The sequence below is a fragment of the Nocardiopsis sp. iso_40 genome, from assembly GCF_056173285.1.
On sequence record NZ_CM149666.1, the window covers coordinates 5,800,293 to 5,822,656 of the forward strand.

General features: G+C 71.9%; 16 protein-coding genes and 1 tRNA gene. 6 read left to right on the forward strand and 11 right to left on the reverse strand.

Annotated elements, in window-relative coordinates; genetic code table 11:
- The first annotated feature begins 182 nt into the window (after nt 1-182).
- The gene (locus tag AC0VYD_RS25395; protein WP_191267818.1) at nt 183-1,448 is read left to right on the forward strand and encodes a transcriptional regulator; all 1,266 of its coding nucleotides are present in this window, start codon (nt 183-185) and stop codon (nt 1,446-1,448) included.
- 151 nt (nt 1,449-1,599) lie between these two features.
- On the opposite strand, the gene hisC is transcribed toward AC0VYD_RS25395, so the two are convergent.
- The gene (hisC, locus tag AC0VYD_RS25400) at nt 1,600-2,682 is read right to left on the reverse strand and encodes a histidinol-phosphate transaminase (RefSeq protein ID WP_475477825.1); all 1,083 of its coding nucleotides are present in this window, start codon (nt 2,680-2,682) and stop codon (nt 1,600-1,602) included.
- A 108-nt stretch (nt 2,683-2,790) separates the two neighbouring features.
- On the opposite strand from hisC, the gene AC0VYD_RS25405 reads away from it, so the two are divergent.
- The gene (locus AC0VYD_RS25405; protein ID WP_475477826.1) at nt 2,791-3,510 is read left to right on the forward strand and encodes a hypothetical protein; all 720 of its coding nucleotides are present in this window, start codon (nt 2,791-2,793) and stop codon (nt 3,508-3,510) included.
- Here the strand turns inward: AC0VYD_RS25405 and AC0VYD_RS25410 are convergent.
- Both AC0VYD_RS25410 and AC0VYD_RS25415 read right to left on the reverse strand, forming a co-directional pair.
- Nucleotides 3,485-4,474, reverse strand: coding sequence for a MauE/DoxX family redox-associated membrane protein (locus tag AC0VYD_RS25410; protein ID WP_475477827.1), 990 nt, complete (start codon nt 4,472-4,474; stop codon nt 3,485-3,487). The two genes, AC0VYD_RS25405 and AC0VYD_RS25410, sit on opposite strands and share 26 nt — an antisense overlap.
- Before the next feature lie 3 nt (nt 4,475-4,477).
- Nucleotides 4,478-5,440 (reverse strand): hypothetical protein, encoded by a 963-nt coding sequence (locus AC0VYD_RS25415; RefSeq protein WP_475480370.1) that lies wholly within the window; start codon nt 5,438-5,440, stop codon nt 4,478-4,480.
- Between the two features lie 273 nt (nt 5,441-5,713).
- Here AC0VYD_RS25415 and AC0VYD_RS25420 point away from each other — a divergent pair, with 273 nt between their 5' ends.
- The 3 genes from AC0VYD_RS25420 (at nt 5,714) to AC0VYD_RS25430 (ending at nt 8,706) form a co-directional block, all read left to right on the forward strand.
- The gene (locus AC0VYD_RS25420) at nt 5,714-6,241 is read left to right on the forward strand and encodes a SigE family RNA polymerase sigma factor (RefSeq protein WP_475477828.1); all 528 of its coding nucleotides are present in this window, start codon (nt 5,714-5,716) and stop codon (nt 6,239-6,241) included.
- 331 nt (nt 6,242-6,572) lie between these two features.
- Nucleotides 6,573-8,525, forward strand: a complete 1,953-nt coding sequence (locus tag AC0VYD_RS25425) for an ATP-binding cassette domain-containing protein (protein ID WP_475477829.1) — start codon at nt 6,573-6,575, stop codon at nt 8,523-8,525.
- Nucleotides 8,526-8,619: 94 nt separating this feature from the next.
- A tRNA-Ser gene (locus tag AC0VYD_RS25430) sits at nt 8,620-8,706 on the forward strand.
- Nucleotides 8,707-8,821: 115 nt separating this feature from the next.
- On the opposite strand, the gene AC0VYD_RS25435 is transcribed toward AC0VYD_RS25430, so the two are convergent.
- The 6 genes from AC0VYD_RS25435 to AC0VYD_RS25460 all read right to left on the reverse strand — a co-directional run bounded on the left by AC0VYD_RS25435 (nt 8,822) and on the right by AC0VYD_RS25460 (nt 15,606).
- Nucleotides 8,822-10,126, reverse strand: a complete 1,305-nt coding sequence (locus tag AC0VYD_RS25435) for a TrkH family potassium uptake protein (protein WP_475480371.1) — start codon at nt 10,124-10,126, stop codon at nt 8,822-8,824.
- Between the two features lie 86 nt (nt 10,127-10,212).
- Nucleotides 10,213-10,923, reverse strand: coding sequence for a response regulator (locus tag AC0VYD_RS25440; protein WP_475477830.1), 711 nt, complete (start codon nt 10,921-10,923; stop codon nt 10,213-10,215).
- A gap of 142 nt (nt 10,924-11,065) precedes the next feature.
- Nucleotides 11,066-11,635, reverse strand: a complete 570-nt coding sequence (gene kdpC, locus AC0VYD_RS25445) for a K(+)-transporting ATPase subunit C (protein WP_475477831.1) — start codon at nt 11,633-11,635, stop codon at nt 11,066-11,068.
- A gap of 1 nt (nt 11,636) precedes the next feature.
- Entirely contained in the window at nt 11,637-13,790 is a 2,154-nt protein-coding gene (gene kdpB / locus AC0VYD_RS25450; RefSeq protein WP_475477832.1) for a potassium-transporting ATPase subunit KdpB, read from the reverse strand.
- A gap of 8 nt (nt 13,791-13,798) precedes the next feature.
- Complete coding sequence (gene kdpA / locus AC0VYD_RS25455; RefSeq protein WP_475477833.1) at nt 13,799-15,517, reverse strand: potassium-transporting ATPase subunit KdpA; 1,719 nt, start codon at nt 15,515-15,517, stop codon at nt 13,799-13,801.
- Entirely contained in the window at nt 15,517-15,606 is a 90-nt protein-coding gene (locus tag AC0VYD_RS25460; RefSeq protein ID WP_475477834.1) for a potassium-transporting ATPase subunit F, read from the reverse strand. The genes kdpA and AC0VYD_RS25460 overlap by 1 nt, the downstream gene beginning before the upstream one ends.
- A 410-nt stretch (nt 15,607-16,016) precedes the next feature.
- Between AC0VYD_RS25460 and AC0VYD_RS25465 the strand changes: the two genes are divergently transcribed.
- Nucleotides 16,017-18,605 carry a sensor histidine kinase gene (locus AC0VYD_RS25465; RefSeq protein WP_475477835.1) on the forward strand — a complete coding sequence of 863 codons (2,589 nt, stop codon included), beginning with the start codon at nt 16,017-16,019 and terminating at the stop codon, nt 18,603-18,605.
- 90 nt (nt 18,606-18,695) lie between these two features.
- Here the strand turns inward: AC0VYD_RS25465 and AC0VYD_RS25470 are convergent, their stop codons facing one another.
- Together AC0VYD_RS25470 and AC0VYD_RS25475 are read right to left on the reverse strand one after the other, a co-directional pair.
- Nucleotides 18,696-20,666, reverse strand: coding sequence for a M3 family metallopeptidase (locus AC0VYD_RS25470; RefSeq protein ID WP_475480372.1), 1,971 nt, complete (start codon nt 20,664-20,666; stop codon nt 18,696-18,698).
- Nucleotides 20,667-20,766: 100 nt separating this feature from the next.
- Nucleotides 20,767-22,305: a type 1 periplasmic-binding domain-containing protein gene (locus AC0VYD_RS25475; RefSeq protein WP_475477836.1), complete on the reverse strand. Its 1,539-nt coding sequence runs from the start codon at nt 22,303-22,305 to the stop codon at nt 20,767-20,769.
- Nucleotides 22,306-22,364: the final 59 nt, after the last annotated feature.

Here is a 22,364-nt window from a genome sequence, read left to right on the forward strand (position 1 = left end):
AAAACGATCTTCTTTGGCCCCGCACAATGGGTACGATCTCGGCAATCATGCCGTGACAGAGATCGGGTCGGGAAACCAGTGGGCGCACATAGTGAAGAGCGTGGAATGGTAGCGGGGAGCAACCCGAGGTGAGTGCCCAGCGTACTGGCGATTTGACGATCGGCGTCATAGGGCCCCATGAGGTGGTCGAACGGGTCATGCTCATGGGTCCGGGGTCCACAGGCCCCCTCAACGCCAGACTCATCGCCGCCGCATACCGAGATGAGCAAGAGGCGACGGACAAGGTCGTCAGGCTGGGTTCGGCGATCGACGCCTATCTGTTCGCCAGCCCTGTCCCGTACGAGTTCGCGCGGAAGGCGGGCGTGCTGACCATGCCCGCGACCTTCGTGCCGCTCGGCGGGGCCAGCCTGCACGAAGCCCTGCTCCGAGCGACCCTGGACGAACGTTACGACCCGACCAGAGCCAGCCTCGACGTGCTCAGCCGCGCCGACGTGGTGGAGGCCTACTCCGAGGTCGACCTGCCCGTGGACGGCATCCACGTGCACGAGGAGCTGACCAACACCGCCCAGCTCACGTCCTTCCACGAGGGCCTGTGGCGGCGCAAGGCCACCAAGATGGCGATCACCTGCGTGCGCGGGGTCGCCGAACGCCTGGAGGCCATCGGGGTACCGGTGATCCGGCTGCGGCCCACCAACGCGGGCGTGCGCAGCGCCCTGCAGACCGCCGGTCTGCTGGGGGCGCACCACCGCCTGGAGGAGGCCCAGCTCGGTGTGGTCGTCGTGGACGTGCCCACGCTGCGCGACTCCTCCCGGCGCTCCACCCCGCGCTACTGGCGTGACGAGCTGCGGCTGTCCCTGCACCGCCTGCTGCTCCAGGAGGCCCACCGGATCAACGCGACGGCGCACCGGCTGGACGACCACTCGTTCATGGTGACCGCCACGCGGGGCTCCCTCGTCACGGCGACCGAGGGGTTCCGGCAGCCTCCGTTCGTCGAGCGGATCAAGGCGGAACTGGGCATCGCGATCGAGGTGGGCATCGGCATGGGCCGGACCACCCAGGACGCGGAGTCCCACGCCCGCGCGGCGCTCAACCGTGCCCAGGCCTCCCGGCAGAGCTTCGCGGTGGACCGGGAGGGCCGTTCGCTGGTCCCGGCGCAGCGCGCCCCCGCCCGCCAGTCCTCCGAGCCCCTGCGCACCAAGGGCCGGGAGACCCTCGTCCGGCTCTCGGAGAAGATCGCCGAGGAGGACGGCCCGCTGGTCGTCGACGCGGAGAACGCCGGGCGGATGCTCGGCGTCACCTCACGGACCGCGCGCCGACTGCTGCGCACCCTGGTGGAGGAGGGCCTGGCCTGGCCCCTGCCGCCGAACCGCACACTCCAGCCCGGCCGTCCGCGCCAGCTCTACCGGTTGATCGTGGAGAAACTGGACAAGGACGCGGCGGGCAAGTAACCGCGCCCCGCCCGCACCGTCCCGTGCACCGGCACGGTGCGGGCGCACGGGACGACAGCACGCCCGACGGGGGCGGCCCACGCAGGGCCGCCCCCGTCCGCGTGTCGGCGGGCACTCCGGCCGGGACCCGTCCCGGCCGCGGGCCTCCGGGTCAGCGACGCCTGGCGTAGCCGGTCGCGACGGAGAGGAACGCGTCGTTCTCCTCGGGGGTCCCCAGGCTCACCCGGGCCCCCTCGCCGTCGAACGGGCGCACCGCGACGCCGGCCTCGGCGCAGGCTCCGGAGAAGTCCATGGTGTCCTCATCCAGCCGCAGCCACACGAAGTTGGCCTCGGTCGGGGGCACGGTCCACCCGGCGGCCACCAGGGCGTCACGGACGCGCTCACGCTCCTTCACGGTGGCGGCCACGCGCTCCAGGAGCTCGTCCTCGGCGTCCAGGGAGGCGACCCCGGCGGCCTGGGCGATGTGGTTGACCGCGAAGGGCACCACCGTCTTGCGCGCCGCGGAGGCCACCGGGGGGTGGCCGACGAGGTAGCCGAGGCGCACCGCGGCCAGGCCGTAGGCCTTGGAGAAGGTGCGCAGGACCGCGACGTTGGGGCGGCCGGTGTACAGGTCCAGGCCGTCGGGCACCTCGGGGTCGCGCACGTACTCGCGGTAGGCCTCGTCGAGGACGACGAGCACGTGCTCGGGGACGCGGTCGAGGAAGTCGACCAGCTCCCGTTCCCGGACCGCGGTGCCGGTCGGGTTGTTCGGGTTGCACACCAGCACCATGCGGGTGTCATCGGTGATCGCGGCGAGGATCGCCTCGAGGTCGTGGGTCTCGTCCCTGAGCGGCACCCGGACCGACGTGACCCCGGCCAGTTCGGCGAGCAGCGGGTAGGCCTCGAAGGAGCGCCAGGCGTAGACGACCTCGACGCCCGGCTCGCCGACGGCCGTCAGGAGCTGTTGGAGCAGGCCCACGGAGCCCGCGCCGAGCGCGACGTGGTCCTCGGGCACACCCAGGCGTCCGGCCAGTCTGGCGACGAGCTCGGCGGCGCCCGGGTCCGGGTAGCGGTTCAGGTCCGCGGAGGCCCGGGTGACGGCCTCGCGCACGGACGGGAGCGGGCCGTAGGGGCTCTCGTTGGAGGAGAGCTTGACGGAGCGCCCGTCGGGCCCGACGACCCTGAGTCCGGGCTTGTAGGCGGGGATGGACTCCAGTACCGCCCGCAGATATGGCGATTTCGACTCCGACACCATTGTCCTTCCTCAATACTTTGTGCTAACCCCGCGGCACTCTCGGCGATGAGAGGCCCGGGACGGCCACCGCTCCAAACGGAAATATTGCACAAACGAGGAGATACCACCATGCGTTTGCGTCAAAGTCCCGCCCGCTCCACACCGAGCGCGGCCCTGCCCGTCGCGATCGCGCTGGCCTCGGCGGTCGCCCTGACGGCCTGCGGCGGGCAGGAGGGGGAGCAGAGCGAGGACCCCAACGCGGAGGCGGCGGCGCAACTGCACGACGCCCAGCCGCTGAACGTCGAGGACGTGACGCTGCTCCCCGAGAGCAGCGAGGCCGGGACCTACTCCGAGCTTGTCACAGTGCAGTACTCGGAAGAGGTCCGGGCCAGCACCGAACTGGACAAACCCGAGTGCACGGACGCCGCCAACCGCTGGAGCGACCTGGAGGCCGTGCGGGAGGCCCCCGCCTCCGTGGCCGCCTACGAGTGGGACCGGGGCAACGTCTCGCACATCCTCGTCCGGCTCGACGAGGGCTCCGCCGCCGAGGCGCTGGCCGTCGAACCGCCCGAGACCTGCGCCGAGTACACCGCCACCTACGAGGACGGCAGCAGCTCCGACTACGGGGTCGCCGACCTGGACGTCCCCCCGGTCGGCGACGAGTCCCGCTCCTTCAGCATCCGGGTCAGCGACGACGGGGGCGAGAACCACATGTACACCGTCATGTACCGCAACGGCGGCCTGCTGGGCACCACCTCGGTGATGGGCCCCGGCGACGCCGAGGACTACGAGCAGATGCTCGTGGACTTCAGCGAGGCCGCGATCAAACGGCAGGACCAGATGCTCTGACCCCGTCCGGCAGAGCGCGCCCGGACTCCCCCGGGGGTTCCTCGGCGAGGGTTCCCGGCCGCGCGCCGCCCCGCCCCGCGGCCTCGTCCAGCCTGGCCGCCCGACGCGGGCTGGGCAGCCTGCGCGGCGGCCCCTGGAGGTCGAGGGTGGTCACCGCACCGAAGGTGGCGACCACCGTGCCGCTCTCCCGGTCCACCAGGGCCGCGCGCACCCCGGTACGGTGCGGGCCGCCGATCCGGACCGCGTAGACCACGTCCACACGGCGGCCGTGGCGCATCCCGTCGTAGCGCAGGAACCGCCAGCAGCCGTGGCGCCACGTCTCCTCGGGTTCACTCCTGATCATGACCTTGGCGTTGGTCCGCCAGACCTCGCTCCCGCGCAGGCGCCGGCTGGTCCGCCGCTCGGAGACCTCGCGCAGCGCGCACGGTTCACGGGTGGCGGCCCGGGCGGCCACCTCACGCAGTTCGGGGCTGAGCAGTGCCAGCACGACCAGTTGCACGCCCAGGACCGCCCCGTGGAGCGGATCGGGCGCAGCGGCCACCTCCCACCCGGAGAGCGGCAGCCCGACCGTGGCGGCCGCGGCCACGGCGAGCAGGGCGGCCCGGGCGAGCGTGCGCCAGCCGATCGGCGCCCGGCTCAGTCCGCCGAAGCAGCCGCACCCGGCCTCGGGATCGCGGCGGCGGGCCGCCAGCAGCAGGACCACCGACACCGCGAACATCAGTGCGGTGGCGACGCGGGCCGCCTCGCCCGGGAGACCGGTCGCTGTCAGCAGCGCCACCGCGAGGGCGGCCTCGGCCAGACAGGTGGCGAGCGTGGCCGGTCCGCGCAGCCGTTCGGGCAGCAGGACGGCCGCACCAGTGCCCGCCGAACGCGGGCTGGCCTTGGCCGCCGCGCCGAGCAGGAGCAGCGCCGCGAGCAGCGGCAGCTGGAGCTCGCGGGCCGCTTCGAGAACCTCCGGGAACATCGGTCACCCCTCTTGTTCGGCGACGGTCATGGTCGCGTTGAAACAACCGGCCTCCAGCCGCCCGCCCAGGGCGACGAAGGAGGTCATGGTGAGGGAGGCGAGCCGGCCCGCGCTCTGGTTGCCGCAGGCCGGGCACAGGTCGCACAGCCAACTGTCGGCGGCCGCGCAGCCGACGACGGGGACCACGGCCGTGTCCCGGGTGCAGTCGTTGCGCAGGTTGAGCGAGGCCCCGGCCGACAGCAGCGGCAGGGGCAGGCAGGAGGTACGGCGGTCGCACCGGCCCTCGTGCCCGACGGGGTCGAGCGCCGGGTAGGCGGCCCCGTTGACCAGGGCCCTCGGGTCGAGGTGGCTGGAGCGCCCCCAGGCCGGGTCGTACCAGGTGGCGATGCCGGTGACGGTCGTGGAGTACCGCCGGACGGGCGGACGGCGCGGGGCCGAGTTCAGCGGGTACGGCGGCTGGGTGGTGACCGGGCGTGCGGCCCGGACCTCACCGTCGTGCCAGGTTCCGACGGCGTCGAACAGGTATCCGGGTTCCAGTCGCGGATGCCGGACGGCGATACGCCCGGAGCTGCGGTAGGGCAGGACGACGGTCAGGCGGGGGCGGCCGTGCCCGGGGTCGATCCGCAGACTGTCGCCCTCGCGTTCGACGATGACGCCGGTGGCCCGGGCGGTCTGGGCCCAGACGCGTTCGGCGACCAGGCGTCCGTCGTGCGAGCACAGCACCACCGCGTCGTCTCCGGAGCGCAGTTCGGTGGGCAGGACCTCCCCGCCGCGCCAGAAGGTCGTGGCCCGCTCGTAGAGGAAGCGCTCCTCCCCGTTCGGCGTGGCCAGGCAGAGCATGTAGGCGGTGGAGTCGACGACCACCCCGCGGGCGACGCGGTGGTGGACCGGCGTGGGTTCGGGAGCGGCCGCGGCGCCGAGCACGGCGGCCGTGAACCGCCGACGATCCCGTCCGCTGTCCGTCATCACTGACATGTCCTGAGCGCCCCCTTGTCGACCGACTCGTCCGTTGGTGCCCATTGTCGCCTCCGGACTCGCGAACGAACGCGCACACGCCGAAACGGAACCGTTCGTTTCGGTGAAATGCCCTGGGTATTGCACTGTTCCGCCCGGTTTGTCGGCACGTGGCGCCCAGATTCCCGAGCCTTTGCGTCTGCTGTGTGAGAGTGAGGACCAAGGGCGGCGCAGAGCCGCGGTACACAGCGAGGACGCGCCTCGAACCGGCGCGGCCGGAGGTCGGTGATCGGCGTGACGGGAGCCACCCGGACCCCCAGGTCCGACGAGTTCAGCCGCTACGTGTCCGAACGCGGACCGGCCCTGCTGCGGATGGCCCGCTCCCTGACCAACAACCACGCCGACGCCGAGGACCTCCTGCAGGCGGCGCTGGTCAAGACCTTCCTCGCCTGGGGGCGCATCGCCAACCCCCGCGCCCGCGACGGCTACGTCCGCCGGGCGATGGTCAACACCCAGATCTCCGAGTGGCGCCGCACCCACCTGGACGTGTACCCCACGGACGAGATCCCCGAACAGCGGGTGGACGACCCCACCTGGCGCAGCGACCTGGCCGACGTCGTGGGCCGCGCCATCGAACGCCTCCCCCAGCGCCAGCGCGCCACGGTCGTCCTGCGCTACTACGACGACCTCACCGAAGCACAGATCGCCGAACGCATGGGCGTCACCATCGGCACCGTCAAGAGCACGCTCTCCCGCGCCGTGGACAAACTCCGCAGCGACGCCGACCTCATCATCGAACGCACCACCAGCTGACCGCCCGGCACCGACCAGACCTGGCCACCAGGTTTCCCGGGGCCGCGGCGGCCCCCCGTTGTTGCGGACACCGCCCGGACCCCGGCCCACCAGTCACCGGCACCCTCCCCCGGTGCTTTGCGCGCGGCCGATTCGTACTGGTATTCGGATCGCGACTTTCCCCTCGGATCCGTCCCGCCCCTCGGCCCCCGAGTGCCCGGCCCCGCCGGGCACCGCTCCCCCGGGTCCGTGATCCGGTCCGTCCGCAACCTTCGGCCCCTCTCCCGGACGTCGTGCTCCGGAGCGATGATCGGCAGCGCCCGAACCGCCCCGACCCCCAGGAGGAACCGCCGTGCGCACCACACACGTCCCCTCAGACCGAGGACAGGACCATCCCGCACAAGGTCTCGACCTGCCCGAACTCGCCCCGCCCAGGTGGATGCGGCACAGCGGGACCATCGCCGGGGCCTCCTGGTTCCGGATCGCCCGCCGGATGCCCGCACTGGTCGGCCGGGCCGCCGTCCTGGCCTGGCGGAGCGGCCCCCGGGACGTCGTGACCACCGTCCTGTTCAACCTCGGATCCGGGGCCGCCACCGCCTGGGCCCTGGTCGCCACGACCGCCGTGCTCGCCGAGCTCTTCGCGGAGGTGCCCACCCCGGACCGGGTGACGGCCGCGCTCCCCGCCCTGTCCCTGCTCGCCCTGGCACTCGTCGCCCGGGGCGGCTGCGGCGCCCTGGCCGGACGGGCCCAGGCCCGGCTGGAGCCCAAGGTGGTCCTCGCCGCCGAACAGCGCCTGCTGCGCGACGCCGCCTCCGTCGAACTCCGGGCCTTCGACGACAGCGAGTTCCACGACCACCTCTTCCGTTCCCGCACCCGGGGCTGTGACGAGGCGGGCATGCTGGTCAGGCAGACCACCGACCTGCTCACCGGCCTCGTGGGCATCGTCGCCGCGGCCGGGGTCCTGAGCACCCTGCACCCGGCGCTGGTCCCTCTCCTGCTGCTGGCGATGGTCCCCCAGTGGTGGGGCGCGGCCGCGTCCGCGCGGATGCGGTACCGGATGGTGCTCGCCTTCACCGAGGGGAGCCGCCGCAAGCACATGCTCGAACAGCTCCTGACCGCGCGGGACAGCGCAGCCGAGGTCCGCTCGTTCACGATGGAGCGCCGGCTGCTCGCCGAGTTCGACCGCGTCGCCCACCGGGAGCTGGACATCCACCTGGGGCTCGCCACCCGCCAGTCCGTCGTCAGGCTGGCCGGGTCCGCCGCCAGCGGCCTGGTGACCGCCGGGGTGTTCGCCGTGCTCGCGGTGCTGCTCGCCCGGGGCGTGGTGCCGATCGCGGTCGCCGGGGCCGCCGTGGTCGCCGTGCGGGTCGCCCAGGGCGCGCTGGGCAACGCCCTGCACGCGATGACCAGGGTGTACGAGTCCGGCCTGTACTTCTCCGACTTCGTGGCCTTCCAGCGCCAGGCCCGCGCCCGGCTGCCGCGCCCCGGACTGGTGCCCGCCCCGGCGGGGTTCGAGCGGATCGAACTGCGGGACGTGACCTTCGGCTACCCCTCGGGGGAGGGCCCGTCCCTGACGGACGTGAACCTCACCCTCCACCGCGGCCGGACCGTGGCGCTGGTCGGGGAGAACGGTTCGGGCAAGAGCACGCTGGCCAAGCTGCTGTCCGGGCTGTACACGCCCCAGCGGGGCAGCGTGCGCTGGGACGGCACCGACCTCGCCGGGGTGGACGGGGTGAGCCTGCGCGAACGGATCTCCGTGATCGCCCAGGACCACACGCACTGGCCGCTGACCGCGCGCGGCAACACCGTGATGAGCAGCGCCGAGTGCCCCGAGCGCTTCGCCCGGGCGACGGCCGCGGCCCAGGCGGACAGCGTCGTCGCGGAGTTCCGGAACGGCTGGGAGACCCTGCTGGACAAGCGGTTCGCGCACGGTGTCGAGCCCTCGGGTGGCCAGTGGCAGAGGCTGGCCGCCGCCCGCTCCTTCTACCGGGGCGACGACGGTGACGAGGTGCCGCTGCTGATCGCCGACGAACCCACCGCCGCCATGGACGCCCGCGCCGAGCACGGCTTCTTCACCTCCGTGCACGCCCACGCCCGCCGCACCGGCGCGACGGTCGTGTTGATCACCCACCGGCTGGCCTCGGTGCGGATGGCCGACCACATCGTGGTGCTGGACGGGGGCCGGGTGGCCGCCCAGGGCAGCCACGCCGAACTGATGGCCGGAAACCGCCTGTACCGGGAGTTGTGGGAGCTCCAGGCCAGCGCCTACCGGACCCCGACCGTGCCGAAACCGCGCACACCCTGACCTCGGGCGGGAGGGCTCGGACACGCTGCCGCCCTCCCGCCCCGGACATTCGTTTTGCGCAGGACCTCCGCGCTCTGTAGGCTGGTCGCAGCCAGGAGGATTCGCCTAGAGGCCTAGGGCGCCGCACTGCTAATGCGGTTGGGGAGCAATCCCCTCCGGGGTTCAAATCCCCGATCCTCCGCCGGTAAGAAGGGGTCCCTGCCCACGTGGTAGGGGCCCCTTCGTCTTTCCCGCTGTTCCCGGCCGTCGGACCCGCCCTCCGGGGCGGGCCCGACGGAACCGGGGGACCTGCGCGCTCAGCCCACGATCGGGCGCTCCTCGGGGAGTTCGTAGGCCCGGCTGCGCCGCCGCATGGCCAGCGCCGACGCCAGGGTGATCGGGCCGATGCGCCCGACGAACATCAGGAACACCAGGACCAGCTGTCCGGACACCGGTAGATCGCCGGTGATGCCGGTGGACAGCCCGACGGTGGCGAAGGCCGAGGTGGCCTCGAAGAGGACCTGGTCCAGGGTGAACGGCGTGACCGTCATCAGGACCAGCGTCGCGGACAGCACCAGCCCCAGCGACAGCAGTACGACGGTGGTGGCCTGGGACACCGTGGCCTGGCTCAACCGCCGACCGGCCGCGTGGACCGTGGGCTCCCCGCGCACGTTGGCGTAGGCCACCAGCAGCAGGATCGCGAAGGTGGTCACCTTGATGCCGCCCGCGGTGCCCGCGCTGCCGCCGCCGATGAACATCAGGATGTCCGTGGCCAGGAGCGTCTGGGTGTTCATCGACCCGAAGTCCAGGCTGTTGAAACCGGCGGTCCGGGGCATCACGGCCTGGAAGAAACCGGTCAGCAGCCTCTCCCGCACGTTCAGGGCGCCCATGGTGGCCGGGTTGTTCCACTCCAGGGCCAGGAAGGTCACCAGGCCGATCAGCAGCAGACCCGCGGACATCCCCATCGTGATCTTGGCGTGTACCGACCAGTGCCGGGGTTCGCCCCTGCGCCTGGAGAACCGCCACAGCTCCACCCACATCGGGAAGCCGATCCCGCCGGCGATGACGGCCAGGGCGATGGGCACCGTGATCCACGGGTCCGTCGCGTACCCGACCATGCTGTCGGAGTAGAGGGAGAACCCGGCGTTGTTGAACGCCGACACCGAGTGGAAGACCCCCGTGTACAGGGCGTCCGGGAGGGACATGCCGTAGGCGAGCCACCAGCGCAGTGTCAGCAGGACCAGCAGTACGCCCTCGAACAGCAGGGTCACGTAGAGCACCCCGGTGACCAGTTGGCGCACCTCCCCCAGGGAGATCCCCTTGGCCTCCGAGCCGGTGTAGACGGCCATCCGCAGGCCCAGGCTGCGCCCCACCACCAGCGCCAGCACCGTGGCCAGGGCCATCACTCCGAAGCCGCCGACCTGGATCAGCAGGAGGATCACCGCCTCGCCCATCGGTGACCAGTACGCGGAGGTGTCCTCCACCACCAGCCCCGTCACGCTCGCCGCCGAGGCCGCGGTGAACAGGGCGGTGAGCGGAGGTGCGGACCCACCGCTCTCGGTGGCCTGCGGAAGCGACAGGAGCCCGGTGCCCGCCAGCACCAGGGCGGCGAAGGCCACCACGATGAACTGGGGAGGGCTCGCCCAGAACCACCTCCCCCGCCGGTGCCACCGGCGGACCCGGCCCGACCTGAGGCGTCGTCCGGGGATCACGTGTCCTGCTCCCCCGTGCTGAACCTGTACCCCAGCCCCGGCTCGGTGAGGAAGTACCTCGGTCGGGGCGGGTCCGGCTCCAGCTTCTGCCGGATCTTGGTCATGAAGACCCGGAGGTAGTTGGTCTCCCGACCGTAACCGGGGCCCCAGACCTCCTGGAGAAGCTGCCGGTGGGTGATGAGCCGGCCGCGGTTGCGCACCAGCACCTCCACGATGTGCCACTGGCGAGGTGTCAGCTGCACCGTGTCGCCGCCCCTGGTGATCTGCTGGGCGGCCAGGTCCACGGTGAAGTCCGCGGTCACCACCGAGACCTTCTCCTCCGCGGGCGCGGTCCTGCGCATCGCCGCCCGGACCCTGGCGAAGAGTTCGTCCATGCCGAACGGTTTGACCACGTAGTCGTCGGCTCCCAGGTCCAGGGCCTGGACCTTCATCGGCTCGGTGTCGCGGCCGGACAGCACGACGATGGGGAGCCCCGTCCAGCCGCGCAGCCCCCGGATCACGTCCAGGCCGCTCATCTCGGGTAGCCCCAGGTCCAGCAGCACCAGGTCGGGACGGTGGTGGGCCACGAGTTTGAGCGCGCGCTCCCCGGTGTCGGAGAGCAGGGCGGTGTAGCCCCTCGCACGCAGGTTGAGGTCGAGCGCCCTGAGCAGACGGGGGTCGTCGTCGACGACCAGGACCACCGGTGCGGCGGTGTTCCGCTCGTTCATACGGGTCCGTTCTGTGCCGAGTCAGCGCGTTCTTCCCTTGAATGACGCCTGAACTGGGTTTTCGTCTTTTCGTCCGACATCACGATGGTAGGAGGGTGTGCCCACTGCGAGGTCCGGGGCACACCCGAGAACCCCCTTTTGCTCAGAGGGCCGCTTCGTCCAGGGCGAGGTTGAGGGTGAACACGTTGACCCCCTGCTCGCCCAGCACCCTGACGGACCGCGGCGTGGTGTGCGCCTCGACCAGGGCCTCCACCTCCTCGCGCGTCGCCCCCCTGGCCTCGGCGACCCGCCCTGCCTGGAGCCGGGCGTTGGCCACCGATACGTGCGGGTCGAGCCCGGAGGCCGATGCCGTGACGGCGTCCACGGGCACCCGGCTGTCCCCGGGGAGGCCGTTGACGGACCGGTAGTCCTCCGCGCGGGCGGCGACGTCCTCCAGCAGCCCCTCGTCCAGGGGTCCCAGGTTGGCGCCGCCGCTGGCCGCACCGTCGTGGTCCACGGCCGATGGGCGGGGGTGGAAGTACTCCCGGCCGGTGAAGCCCTGGGCGAGCTGTTCGGATCCGACGACCCGTCCGTCCCTCTCCACCAGGGAACCGTTGGCCTGGTGGGGGAAGGCGGCCTGGGCCGCTCCGGTGACCACCAGAGGGTAGAGCAGGCCGGTCACCAGGGTGAACAGCCCGAGCATGCCCGCGGCTGTGATGAGGTAGCGAACCATGTCAGAGCACTCCCAACGCGGATACGGCCATGTCGATGGCCTTGATGGCGACGAACGGCGTGATGAGCCCGCCCACGCCGTACAGCAGCAGGTTGCGCCTGAGGGCCGCGGTGGCCGTTCGGGGGCGGAACCGGACCCCGCGCAGTGCCAGCGGCACGAGCGCGATGATGACCAGGGCGTTGAAGACCACAGCGGAGAGGACGGCCGACTCAGCGGACTGCAGGCCCATGATGTTGAGGCTTTCCAGGCCGGGCAGTGCGGCGGCGAACATCGCGGGCAGGATCGCGAAGTACTTGGCGACGTCGTTGGCGATGGAGAAGGTGGTGAGCGCCCCCCGTGTGATCAGCAGCTGTTTGCCGACCCGGACGATGTCGATGAGCTTGGTCGGGTCCGAGTCCAGGTCGACCATGTTCGCGGCCTCGCGGGCGGCCTGGGTGCCGGTGTTCATGGCCACGCCCACGTCGGCCTGGGCCAGGGCGGGGGCGTCGTTGGTACCGTCCCCCGTCATGGCGACGAGCGCGCCCCGCTCCTGTTCCTCGCGGATCAGCCGCAGTTTCCGTTCCGGGGTGGCCTCGGCCAGGTAGTCGTCCACACCCGCCTCGTCGGCGATGACGGAGGCCGTGCGCCGGTTGTCTCCGGTGACCATGACCGTGCGGATACCCATGGAGCGAAGCTGTTCGAAGCGTTCGCGCATACCCGGTTTCACGGTGTCCTTGAGGTGGACGACCCCCAGTGCCCGGGCCGGGTCTCCGGGCCCGGAGACCTCGGCGACGACCAGCGGGGTGCCGCCCTGGTCCGCCACGCCGGCGGACAGTGACTCCAGTTCCCCGGGTACCTCCCCGCCGTTCTCGCGGACCCAGCGGGCGACCGCGTCGGTCGCCCCCTTGCGGACCAGACGGCCGTCCTCGTCCAGGCCGCTCATCCGGCTCTGGGCCGTGAAGGGCACCGGGGTGCCGCAGGACGGGCCCGACTCGCCGAGCACGGGGTGGCTGACCCGGGCGAAGTCCACGATGGAACGGCCCTCGGGCGTGGTGTCGGGCAGGCTGGAGCGGTGGGCCGCCTCGGCGAGCTCCTCGACCGGAACGCCGGGCAGGGGCAGGAGGTCCGCGGCCTGCCGGTTCCCCAGGGTGATGGTGCCGGTCTTGTCCAGCAGCAGCGTGGTGACGTCCCCGGAGGCCTCCACTGCCCGCCCGGAGGTGGCCAGTACGTTGCGCCTGACCAGCCGGTCCATGCCCGCGATGCCGATCGCTGACAGCAGGGCGCCGATGGTCGTGGGGATCAGGCACACCAGCAGGGCCACCAGGACGAGCGTGTCCTGACGGGCCTGTGAGTAGATCGCCATCGGCTGGAGGGTGACCACCGCGACGAGGAAGACGAGGGTGAGCCCGCCCAACAGGATGTTGAGGGCGATCTCGTTGGGTGTCCTGCGGCGTTCGGCCCCTTCGACCAGCGAGATCATGCGGTCCAGGAAGGTGTCACCGGGGCTGCTGGTGATGCGCACGACGATGGTGTCGGAGAGCACGGTGGTGCCCCCGGTGACGGCGGAGCGGTCCCCTCCGGACTCGCGGATCACCGGTGCGGACTCACCGGTGATGGCGGACTCGTCAACGCTGGCGACGCCCTCGACCACCTCGCCGTCCCCGGGGACGGTCTCCCCGGCAGTGACCAGGCAGGTGTCGCCGATCCGGAGTTCGGTCGCCGGGACGTGCTCGGTGGCGCCGTCGGGGCGGCGGACCAGTGCGGTCGTGCTGCCGCGGACGGCCCGTAGGGCGTCGGCCTGGGCCCTGCCGCGCCCTTCGGCCAGGGCCTCCGCGAAGTTGGCGAACAGCACGGTCGCCCACAGAAAGAGCGTGACCAGGGCGCCGAAGACCCGTTGCCCGGGCTCCGCCGACCCGGCACCGGCCAGGAAGACCACGGTGGACAGCGCGCTGCCGACCAGCACGACGAACATGACGGGGTTGCGGACCAGGGTTCGGGGGTCGAGTTTGCGCAGGGCCTCGAACATGGCGCGGCGCAGGATCCGCCCGGTGACCAGCGCCCCGCGGGGCGGTTCCGGCGCCGGTTCGCCGGTGACGGCGGGCGCGTCCGGTCCGTCCTGGGGGCGGGGGGCCGTGTCGGCTCCCCGCGGTTGGAGCGAGGGTGTGTTCTTTTCCATGTGTGCGCTCACAGTGCGAAGTGTTCGGCGACGGGCCCGAGGGACAGGGCAGGCAGGAAGGTCAGGCCGGCGACGATCACGACCACGGTGACGGTCAGCCCGGCGAAGAGCGGAGTGTGCGTGGGAAGGGTGCCGACGGTGGCGGGAAGCGGCCGTTTTCGGGCCATCCCCCCGGCGAGCGCCAGGACCGGGATGATGAGCAGGAACCGGCCGACCAGCATGGCGATGCCCATCGTGACCGTGTACCACCAGGTCGAGGAGTCCAGGCCGGCGAAGGCCGACCCGTTGTTGTTCGCCGTGGAGGCGTAGCCGTAGAGGATCTCCGACAGCCCGTGCGGCCCCTGGTTGCCGAGCGAGGCCAGAGCCGCCCCGTTGACCGCGGTGGCCGCCGCGAACCCCAGCAGGACCAGCGGCATGGCCAGGACGTAGAGCATGACCAGGGTGATCTCGGCGGAGGTGATCTTCTTGCCGAGGTACTCCGGGGTGCGTCCGATCATCAGTCCGGCGATGAACACCGTCAGGACGGTCATCACCAGGAGACCGTTGAGGCCGACGCCCACACCGCCCGGACTGAGCTCGCCGAACATCATGTGCAGCATGGTCGCGCCGCCGCCGAGCGGGGTGAGGCTGTCGTGCATGGCGTTGACCGAGCCGTTGGACGTCCCGGTGGTCGAGGCGGCCCACAGCCCGGAGGCCGCCGGACCGAACCGGGTCTCCTTGCCCTCCATCGAGCCGCCGGACTGCTCGGCCGTGACGGACTGGTCCACCCCCATGGCGTCCAGCCGCGGGTTGCCCGCCCCTTCAGCTCCCATGACGGCCAGGGAGAACGCCGCCCATACGGTGAACATGATCCCGAGGACCGCCCACCCCTGGCGCCGGTCCCGGACCATGTGGCCGAAGGCGAAGGCCAGGGCGAAGGGGATGACGAGGATCGCCCATGTCTGGACGAAGTTGCTCAGGGCCGTGGCGTTCTCGAAGGGGTGCGCGGAGTTCATGTCGAAGAACCCGCCGCCGTTGGTGCCCAACTGCTTGATGGCGACCTGGCTGGCGGCCGGGCCGCCGGGGATCGCCTGTTCCCCTCCCTCGAGGGTGGTGGCCGTGGTGTGTCCGCTGAAGTTCTGCACCACCCCCTGGCTCACCAGCACGGACGCGACCAGAAGGGAGAGCGGCAGCAGGATGCGCAGAACGCCCCGGGTCAGGTCCACCCAGAAGTTGCCGACGGTGCGGGCCCCGCGCCGGGCCAGTCCCCGGATGAGAGCGGCCATCACGCCCATACCGGCCGCTGCGGAGACGAAGTTCTGTACCGTCAGCCCGCTCATCTGGGTCAGGTGGGTCATCGTCGACTCACCGCCGTAGGCCTGCCAGTTGGTGTTGGTCACGAAGCTGACCGCGACGTTGAAGGCCACGTTGGGTTCGAGTCCGGGCAGCCCGAGGGGGTTGAGCGGCAACAGGCCCTGGGTGCGCAACAGCGCGTACAGGGCCAGGAAGCCCACCGCGCTGAAGGCCAGGAGGGAGAGCGCGTACCTGGTCCAGTGCTGTTCCCGTTCGGGGTCGACCCGGCAGATCCGGTAGACCAGCTTCTCCACGGGCAGGAAGAAGCGGTCGCCTGGCGCTTCGACGCCCTCGCCGTATCCGTAGACCTTGGCGGCGTAACGGCCGAGCAACGGGGCCGTGACGGCCAACGCCACGATCAGCAGGGCGAACTGGGCCCATGCGGTCGCGCTCATCAGAATCTCTCCGGAAACAGCAGGGTGGCGAGCAGGTAGAGGAACAGGGGGAGGGAGACGGCCAGTGCCAGGCCCTCGTCCCAGCTCATGAGGTCACCGCTTTCCCTGCGGCGGGGCGCCCGGTGCGTCCGTCGGTTCCCTCTGCGGAACCGGTGCGGTCCGCCTGGTCGGGGTGCGACGGGTCCGGGTCAGGCCCCAGGAGGCGTTCACACATACGCACGTACAGAGCGCACAGGCCGAGGAAGCCCGTGCCCGTTAGGAGGAGGAGTAGATCCGCCATGTTCTCGTCCTTGTCGTAGCCGCGACCGAATGCGGAGTGGGGCGGGAGAGCCCCGGGGCGCTCGAGCGCCGGAGTCGACTGTGGGGCAGGTCAGGACGCGGATGGCGCCTCGGTAGCGCTCCGTTAGCGGCAACCTGAGGGGATTTAGCGGACAGTTAGCGCCAATAAGCACCAAAACACCCGATGACCGGTGAGGATGGTCATTGAGGAGGTAGCGCTGTGACACGTGGGAGCTTGCGGGTCTATCTGGGAGCGGCACCCGGGGTGGGCAAGACCTACCGGATGCTGGACGAGGCCCACCGGCGCCGTGACCGGGGTGCGGACGTGGTCGTGGGGTTCGTCGAGTGCCACGGACGGGTGATGACCGAGGCGATGATCGACGACCTGGAGGTGGTCCCGCGCACCCGGCTCAACCACCGGGGCCGCTCCTTCGAGGAGATGGACCTGGACGCGGTCCTGGAGCGCCGTCCCCAGGTGGTCCTGGTGGACGAACTCGCGCACAGCAACGTCCCCGGCAGCCGCAACGCCAAGCGCTGGCAGGACATCGAGGCGCTGCTGGACGCCGGCATCACCGTGCTGTCCACGCTCAACATCCAGCACCTGGAGTCCCTCAACGACGTCGTGGAACGCGTCACCGGGATCCGCCAGGGCGAGACCGTGCCCGACGCGTGGGTGCGCGCCGCCGAGCAGATCGAACTCGTCGACATGACCCCCGAGGCCCTGCGCAAGCGGCTCGCGCACGGCAACGTCTACCGCCCGGAGAGGATCGACGTCTCCCTGGGCAACTACTTCCGCAGCGGCAACCTGTCCGCCCTGCGGGAACTGGCCCTGCTCTGGCTGGCGGGCCGGGTCGAGGACGAACTGGAGAGCTACCGCAGCGACCACGGTGTGACCGACACCTGGGAGACCCGGGAGCGGGTCGTGGTCGCGCTCACCGGCGGTTCCGAGGGCGAGACGCTCCTGCGCCGCGCCGCCCGTATCGCCCGACGCGGCCGGGGCGCGGACCTGCTGGCCGTACACGTGGCCCGCAGCGACGGACTGACCGGCGCCGACCCCGCTCTGCTGGCCCGGCAGCGCGTCCTGGTGGAACACCTCGGCGGCACCTACCACCAGGTCCTGGGCGAGGACGTGGCCCACTCGTTGATCGCTTTCGCACGCGGTGTCAACGCCACACAACTGGTGCTCGGGGCCAGCCGCCGGGGCCGGATCGCCCGGTTGCTCTCCCCCGGGATCGGGGCCGCCGCCACCGCCCTGTCCGGACCGATCAACGTCCACCTGGTCTCCCACGAGCAGGCGGGCGTCCGGCCCCCCTCGGGTCCGGGGGCCACCCTCTCCCGGCGCCGCAGGCTGGTCGCCTGCGGGCTGGCGCTGCTGGGTCTGCTCCTGGTGGGGTTCGGGCTGGGCATTCCGGCGGACGAGGCCTACCTGAGCAGCGCGATCGTGCTGGTGTTCGCCACGGTGACGGTGGTCGCCCTGGTCGGGGGGATGTGGCCCGCGCTGCTCACCTCGGTCAGCGGTTTCGCGGTGCTCAACTTCTTCTACACCGAGCCCTACCTCACCTTCACCGTCGCCCGGGTCCAGAGCGTTCTGGCGCTGGCGGGCTTCGTGGTGGTGGCGGTGTCGGTGAGCGTGGTGGTGGACCAGGCGGCGCGCCGCACCCGGGAGGCGGCGCAGGCGGGGGCGGAGGCCCAGATCCTGGCCACCGTCGCTGGCAACGTCCTGCGGGGCTCACGCCCGCTGGAGGCCCTGATGGAACGCCTGAGGGAGACCTTCTCCCTGACCTCGGTGGCCCTCCTGCAGCGCAGGCCCGGTTGCTCCGCACGGCCCGACCAGCGACGGGACCAGCAGGGGTGGGAGGTCGTCGCCGCCGCCGGCGAGGACCCTCCCCGCTCCCCGACGGACCGGGACACCGAGGTGCCGGTGGACGAGAGCCTCACCCTGGTGCTGCGCGGGCGGCGGCCCCAGGCCGGGGACCGCCGGATCATCGAGGTGTTCGCCGCCCAGGCAGCGGTCGCCCTGCGCCAGGAGCGGTTGGAGCGGGAGGCGGCTTCGGCGCGCCCGCTGGCGGAGGCCGACCGGATGCGGACCGCGCTGCTCTCGGCGGTCAGCCACGACCTGCGGGCTCCGCTGGCCTCGGCCAAGGCCTCGGTGACCAGTCTGCGCAGCCGCGAGGTGCACTTCAGCGACCGGGACCGGGACGGGCTGCTGGCCATGGCGGACGAGTCCCTGGACCAACTGACCCGGCTGGTGACCGACCTGTTGGACATGAGCCGGCTCCAGGCCGGGGTGCTGGGGGTGACGGCGCGCCCGCTGCAGTTGCGCGAGTCGGTGTTCTCCGCGCTGGACCAACTGGACGGGTCGGGGGCCGACCGGGTGCGGGTGCTGGTCCCCGAGGAGCTTCCGGACGCGGTGGCCGACCCCGGGCTGCTCGACCGGGTCCTGGTCAACGTCGTGGGCAACGCCCTGCGGTTCAGCCCCGGGGACCGGCCGCCGACGGTCTCCGCCTCGTGGGCCGGCGACCGGATCGAGGTGCTGGTGGCCGACCACGGGCCGGGGGTGGCGGAGGAGGACCGGGAGAGCATGTTCGTGCCGTTCCAGCGGTTGGGGGACACCGACAACCACAGCGGTCTCGGGCTGGGCCTGGCCCTCTCGCAGGGGCTGGCCGAGGCCATGGGCGGTTCGCTGGAGGCCGACGCGACGCCCGGTGGCGGGCTGACGATGCGGTTGACCCTGCGGGTACCGGAGTCCGGGCGGGGACCGGACGGGCCCGGGCAGAAGGGCCGCGGCCCGGCGGACCGTCTGCCCTAGCTGCCCGCAGCAGAGGCGGTAGGGCTCCAGCGGGCCGGCCGTCCGGTCACCCGGGCGGCCGGCCCGGTGGGCTGGCCGGAAGCCCCCGGCCTAGTTCAGGCCCTTGCGGGCCAGCAGGGGCTCCATGCCGGGCGCGCGGCCCAGGAAGTCGGTGACCGCCCCCATCGGGTCGACGCTGCCGCCCAGGGACAGCACCCTCTCCCGGAAGCGGTCGCCGCCCGCGCGGGTCAGTCCGCCGTTCTCCTTGAACCACTCGACGCTCTCGGCGTCCAGGACCTCGCTCCACACGTAGGAGTAGTAGCCCGCGCTGTAGCCGTCGTCGGAGAAGATGTGCTGGAAGTACGCGCTCCGGTAGCGGGGGCGCACCAGCGGGTGCAGGGCGCCCGCGGCCTCCAGGGCCCCGGCCTCGAAGGAGGCCGGGTCCTCGACGGTCTCGCCGGGCGCCAGACGGTGCCACGCCCAGTCGAGCAGCGCGGCGGCGAGGTACTCGAAGGTGGCGAAACCCTGGTTGAACCGGCTGGCCGCGGTCAGCCGCCGCACGAGTTCGTCGGGCACCGGCTCACCGGTCTCGTGGTGCCTGGCGTAGTGGGACAGCACCTCCGGCCACAGCGCCCACATCTCGTTGACCTGCGAGGGGAACTCGACGAAGTCGCGCGGCACGCTCGTGCCCTCGACCCTGGGGAAGCGCACCGCCGACAGCAGCCCGTGCAGGGCGTGGCCGAACTCGTGGAAGGCCGTCTCGACCTCGTCGAAGGTGAGCAGGGTGGGGCCGGAGACGGGCTTGGTGATGTTCAGGTTGTTCACCACGACCGGCCGCTCGTCCAGGAGGAAGGACTGGTCGACCAGGTTGTGCATCCACGCGCCGCCGCGCTTGGTCGGACGGGCGTAGGGGTCCAGCAGGAACAGGCCCAGCGCGGAGCCGTCCCCGTCGAGGACCTCCCAGGTGCGCATGTCGGGGTGGTACCCCGCCAGGTCGGGGCGCTCGGTGAAGGTGACCCCGTAGAGCAGGGTCGCCGCGTGGAAGACGCCGTCCTCGATCACCCGGCCGAGTTCGAAGTAGGGGCGCAGGACGCTCTCGTCGAAGTCGTACCGGGCCTTGCGCACCTGCTCGGTGTAGTACGGCCAGTCCCACGGTTCGATGTCGTGCCCGGCGTACTCGGCCAGTACCCGGGCCTCCTTCTCGACGTTGCGCCGTGCCGGGCCGACGAGCTGGCCGAGCCGATCCTCGACCGCCTCGACGGTTCCGGCGGTCTGGTCGGCCACCTTGTACGCCGCGTGGTCGGGGTATCCCAGCAGCCGGGCCCGCTCGGCGCGCAGCTCGGCCGTGCGGGCGGCGATCTCCAGGTTCTCCGGGGCGCGCCCGACGCTCAGCGTGTACAGGCGCTCCCGGGTGGCACGGTCGGTGAGCTGGGCCAGGGCGGGTTGCACGGTGGTGTTCAGCAGCGGGAGGACGTACTCCCCGTCCTTCTCGATCGCGCTGAGCTGTGCCTCGTCCAAACCGTCGAGGTCCGCGGCGTCGGTGGTGACCAGGGAGGCCTCACCGGTCGCCCGGACGACGTTGGCGGAGAACTCCGTGCCGAGCTCGGCGAGCCGGGTGTTGAGCTCGCGCAGGCGCTCCTGCTCCCGGTCGCCGAGGTCGGCCCCGGCCTTGACGAAGTCGAGGCGGTACCGCTCCAGCAGCCAGGCCTCCTGCGGGTCGTCGGTGGTGACCTGCTGGATGCGGGCCCACAGGTCCCGGTTCAGGGAGACGGCGTCCCCGTGCTGCGAGGCGCGGGGGGCGATCTCCCGCTCGATCTCCCGGATGCCCTCGGTGGCGTCGGACCCGGCGAGGGTGTGCAGGACGGTCTCCACCCGCTTCAGGGTCGCGCCGGAGCGCTCCAGCGCCGCGATGGTGTTGTCGAAGGTCGCGGGCTCCGGGTCGGCGACGATCGCGTCGACCTCGGCGAGGTGCTCGGCCACCCCCTGCTCGAAGGCGGGCAGGAAGTGCTCCTCGCGGATCGCCGCGAAGTCGGGCAGCCGGTAGGGGAGTTCGCTGGGTGACAGGAACGGGTTGGCGGTCAAGGGGTGGTGCTCCTCGTTCTTCGGGGCCAGGGCGCTGGTCACGGCCTGGGCGCTCGTGCCGTTCTACCTTGCCGGCCGCGAGCTGTCACCCGGGTTCGGCTCACCATTCCCCGACGACGTGCGGGTCGGGCAGCGGCTCCTCCCCGTCGGCCATGGGCAGCTCCACGATGGGGACGTAGCGTCCGGTCGCCTCCCCGGCGCCCTCCGGACTGTAGGCGAGCGTTCCGCCGCCCGCGCGGACGTCGTGTGCGGAGTTGAGCAGCATCAGCCTGGCCCTTACCTCGGCGGGGGTCGGGGTGCTCCCCTCCGCCCCCAGCCCGTTGGTCATCCGAACCGCGTGGGCCGCGACCGCCACGGCGTCGTGGGTGACCAGCGCGTAGCCGTTGCCGAGCCCGTCGACGCGCGCGGCCGGGGCGTACTCCAGGTAGGCGTCGCGGAAGTCCGGGTAGCCGGGCGGAACCGCGTTCGAGGCGGGGTCGGCGGTCTCCCACCGGGTGTCGGTCCCGGAGGCGTACACCAGGGAGATGTCGTTCTCGGCCAGGAGCGCCATGGTCTCCTCGTCGCCGAGGACGCTCAGCCCGGTGGCGACGAACAGGATGCGCAGCGGACGGGAGCCGCCGCACCTGTTCGAGGCCAGGGCGGCCAGGAACTCGTCGAGGTCGGGGGAGCGTCCGGCGAACAGGATCGTGTCGACCCCGGCGCCGCACACGTTCTGGGTCACGTCGTGGAACAGGCCGCTGACCGGGGCGTCGCCGACGGTGGTCCCGTCGTACTGCTGGGTGGAACCGTCGATGTGGTCGTGGAGCTGCTCCTGGTAGGCCTCGTACAGCGTGGAGACGAACAGGTCCGGTTCGGTCCGGTCGTGCACGATGAGCGCCCGGACCGGCTCGGAGAGCCCGTCGAGGTAGGCGTCGAGCGCCCTGACGTACTCGGTGTTGCTGGGGAGCACCCGGATCACGCCGGGCAGGGCCGGATCCTCCTCGGTCCCGGCGTCGTCCAGCCCTCCGGGGCCGTGCGCCAGGCCGTCCGCGGTGAGCGCCGAGGAGACCATCGGGATGTCGTTCCCGTTCAGCCTCGCCGCGGCCTCGCGGGTGCTCTGGATGCTCACACCCATGCCGGTGACGGCCACCAGCGGGCGGTCCTCGTCCCGCGACATGGCCACGAGCTCGTCCACGACCGGCTCCCACTGGCGCTGCTGGCTGCCGATGTTGGCCAGGACCAGCTGGATCTGCGGGGTCGGGTCCGCGAAGTCACGGGTGTGGTTGGCACGCATGACGGCGGTGTAGGCGCCCTCCAGGGATCGGCGCATCCGCTCGGGGTCCATCGGGCTGACCCGGTCGAAGGTCAGGATGCCGAGGAACGCGATCCGGACCACGGGGGTGCTGTCGGAGAGGGCGTCGACGCGCTCGTTCTCCTGCCTGATGAGTTCCTGGATGTCGGTGAAGTCCTCGTGGAAGACGTGGGAGCCGTCGGTGACGCCGACGCACTGGCCGCCGGTCTCCCGGACCCCGTTGCCGGGACCGCCGCAGGTGAACCGGTCCCACAGGGCCACGGTGGTGACGACGAGGGTGACGGCGAGCACGGCCGCCGACCCCAGCAGCAAGGCTCGTCTCCAGTCCTTACCACCCGTGTCGGCCATCCGTGGTCACCTCTCCCTCTGCGGTCCGCTTCCCCCGGCGGCTCGCCCGGTCCGCCCTC

Bases quoted from the DNA above. Each gene is read 5' to 3' on its own strand.
- hisC (WP_475477825.1), bottom strand. From the start codon at position 2,682: ATGGTGTCGGAGTCGAAATCGCCATATCTGCGGGCGGTACTGGAGTCC.
- AC0VYD_RS25405 (WP_475477826.1), top strand. From the start codon at position 2,791: ATGCGTTTGCGTCAAAGTCCCGCCCGCTCCACACCGAGCGCGGCCCTG.
- AC0VYD_RS25410 (WP_475477827.1), bottom strand. From the start codon at position 4,474: ATGTTCCCGGAGGTTCTCGAAGCGGCCCGCGAGCTCCAGCTGCCGCTG.
- AC0VYD_RS25415 (WP_475480370.1), bottom strand. From the start codon at position 5,440: ATGACGGACAGCGGACGGGATCGTCGGCGGTTCACGGCCGCCGTGCTC.
- AC0VYD_RS25440 (WP_475477830.1), bottom strand. From the start codon at position 10,923: ATGAACGAGCGGAACACCGCCGCACCGGTGGTCCTGGTCGTCGACGAC.
- kdpC (WP_475477831.1), bottom strand. From the start codon at position 11,635: ATGGTTCGCTACCTCATCACAGCCGCGGGCATGCTCGGGCTGTTCACC.
- kdpB (WP_475477832.1), bottom strand. From the start codon at position 13,790: ATGGAAAAGAACACACCCTCGCTCCAACCGCGGGGAGCCGACACGGCC.
- kdpA (WP_475477833.1), bottom strand. From the start codon at position 15,517: ATGAGCGCGACCGCATGGGCCCAGTTCGCCCTGCTGATCGTGGCGTTG.
- AC0VYD_RS25460 (WP_475477834.1), bottom strand. From the start codon at position 15,606: ATGAGCTGGGACGAGGGCCTGGCACTGGCCGTCTCCCTCCCCCTGTTC.
- AC0VYD_RS25475 (WP_475477836.1), bottom strand. From the start codon at position 22,305: ATGGCCGACACGGGTGGTAAGGACTGGAGACGAGCCTTGCTGCTGGGG.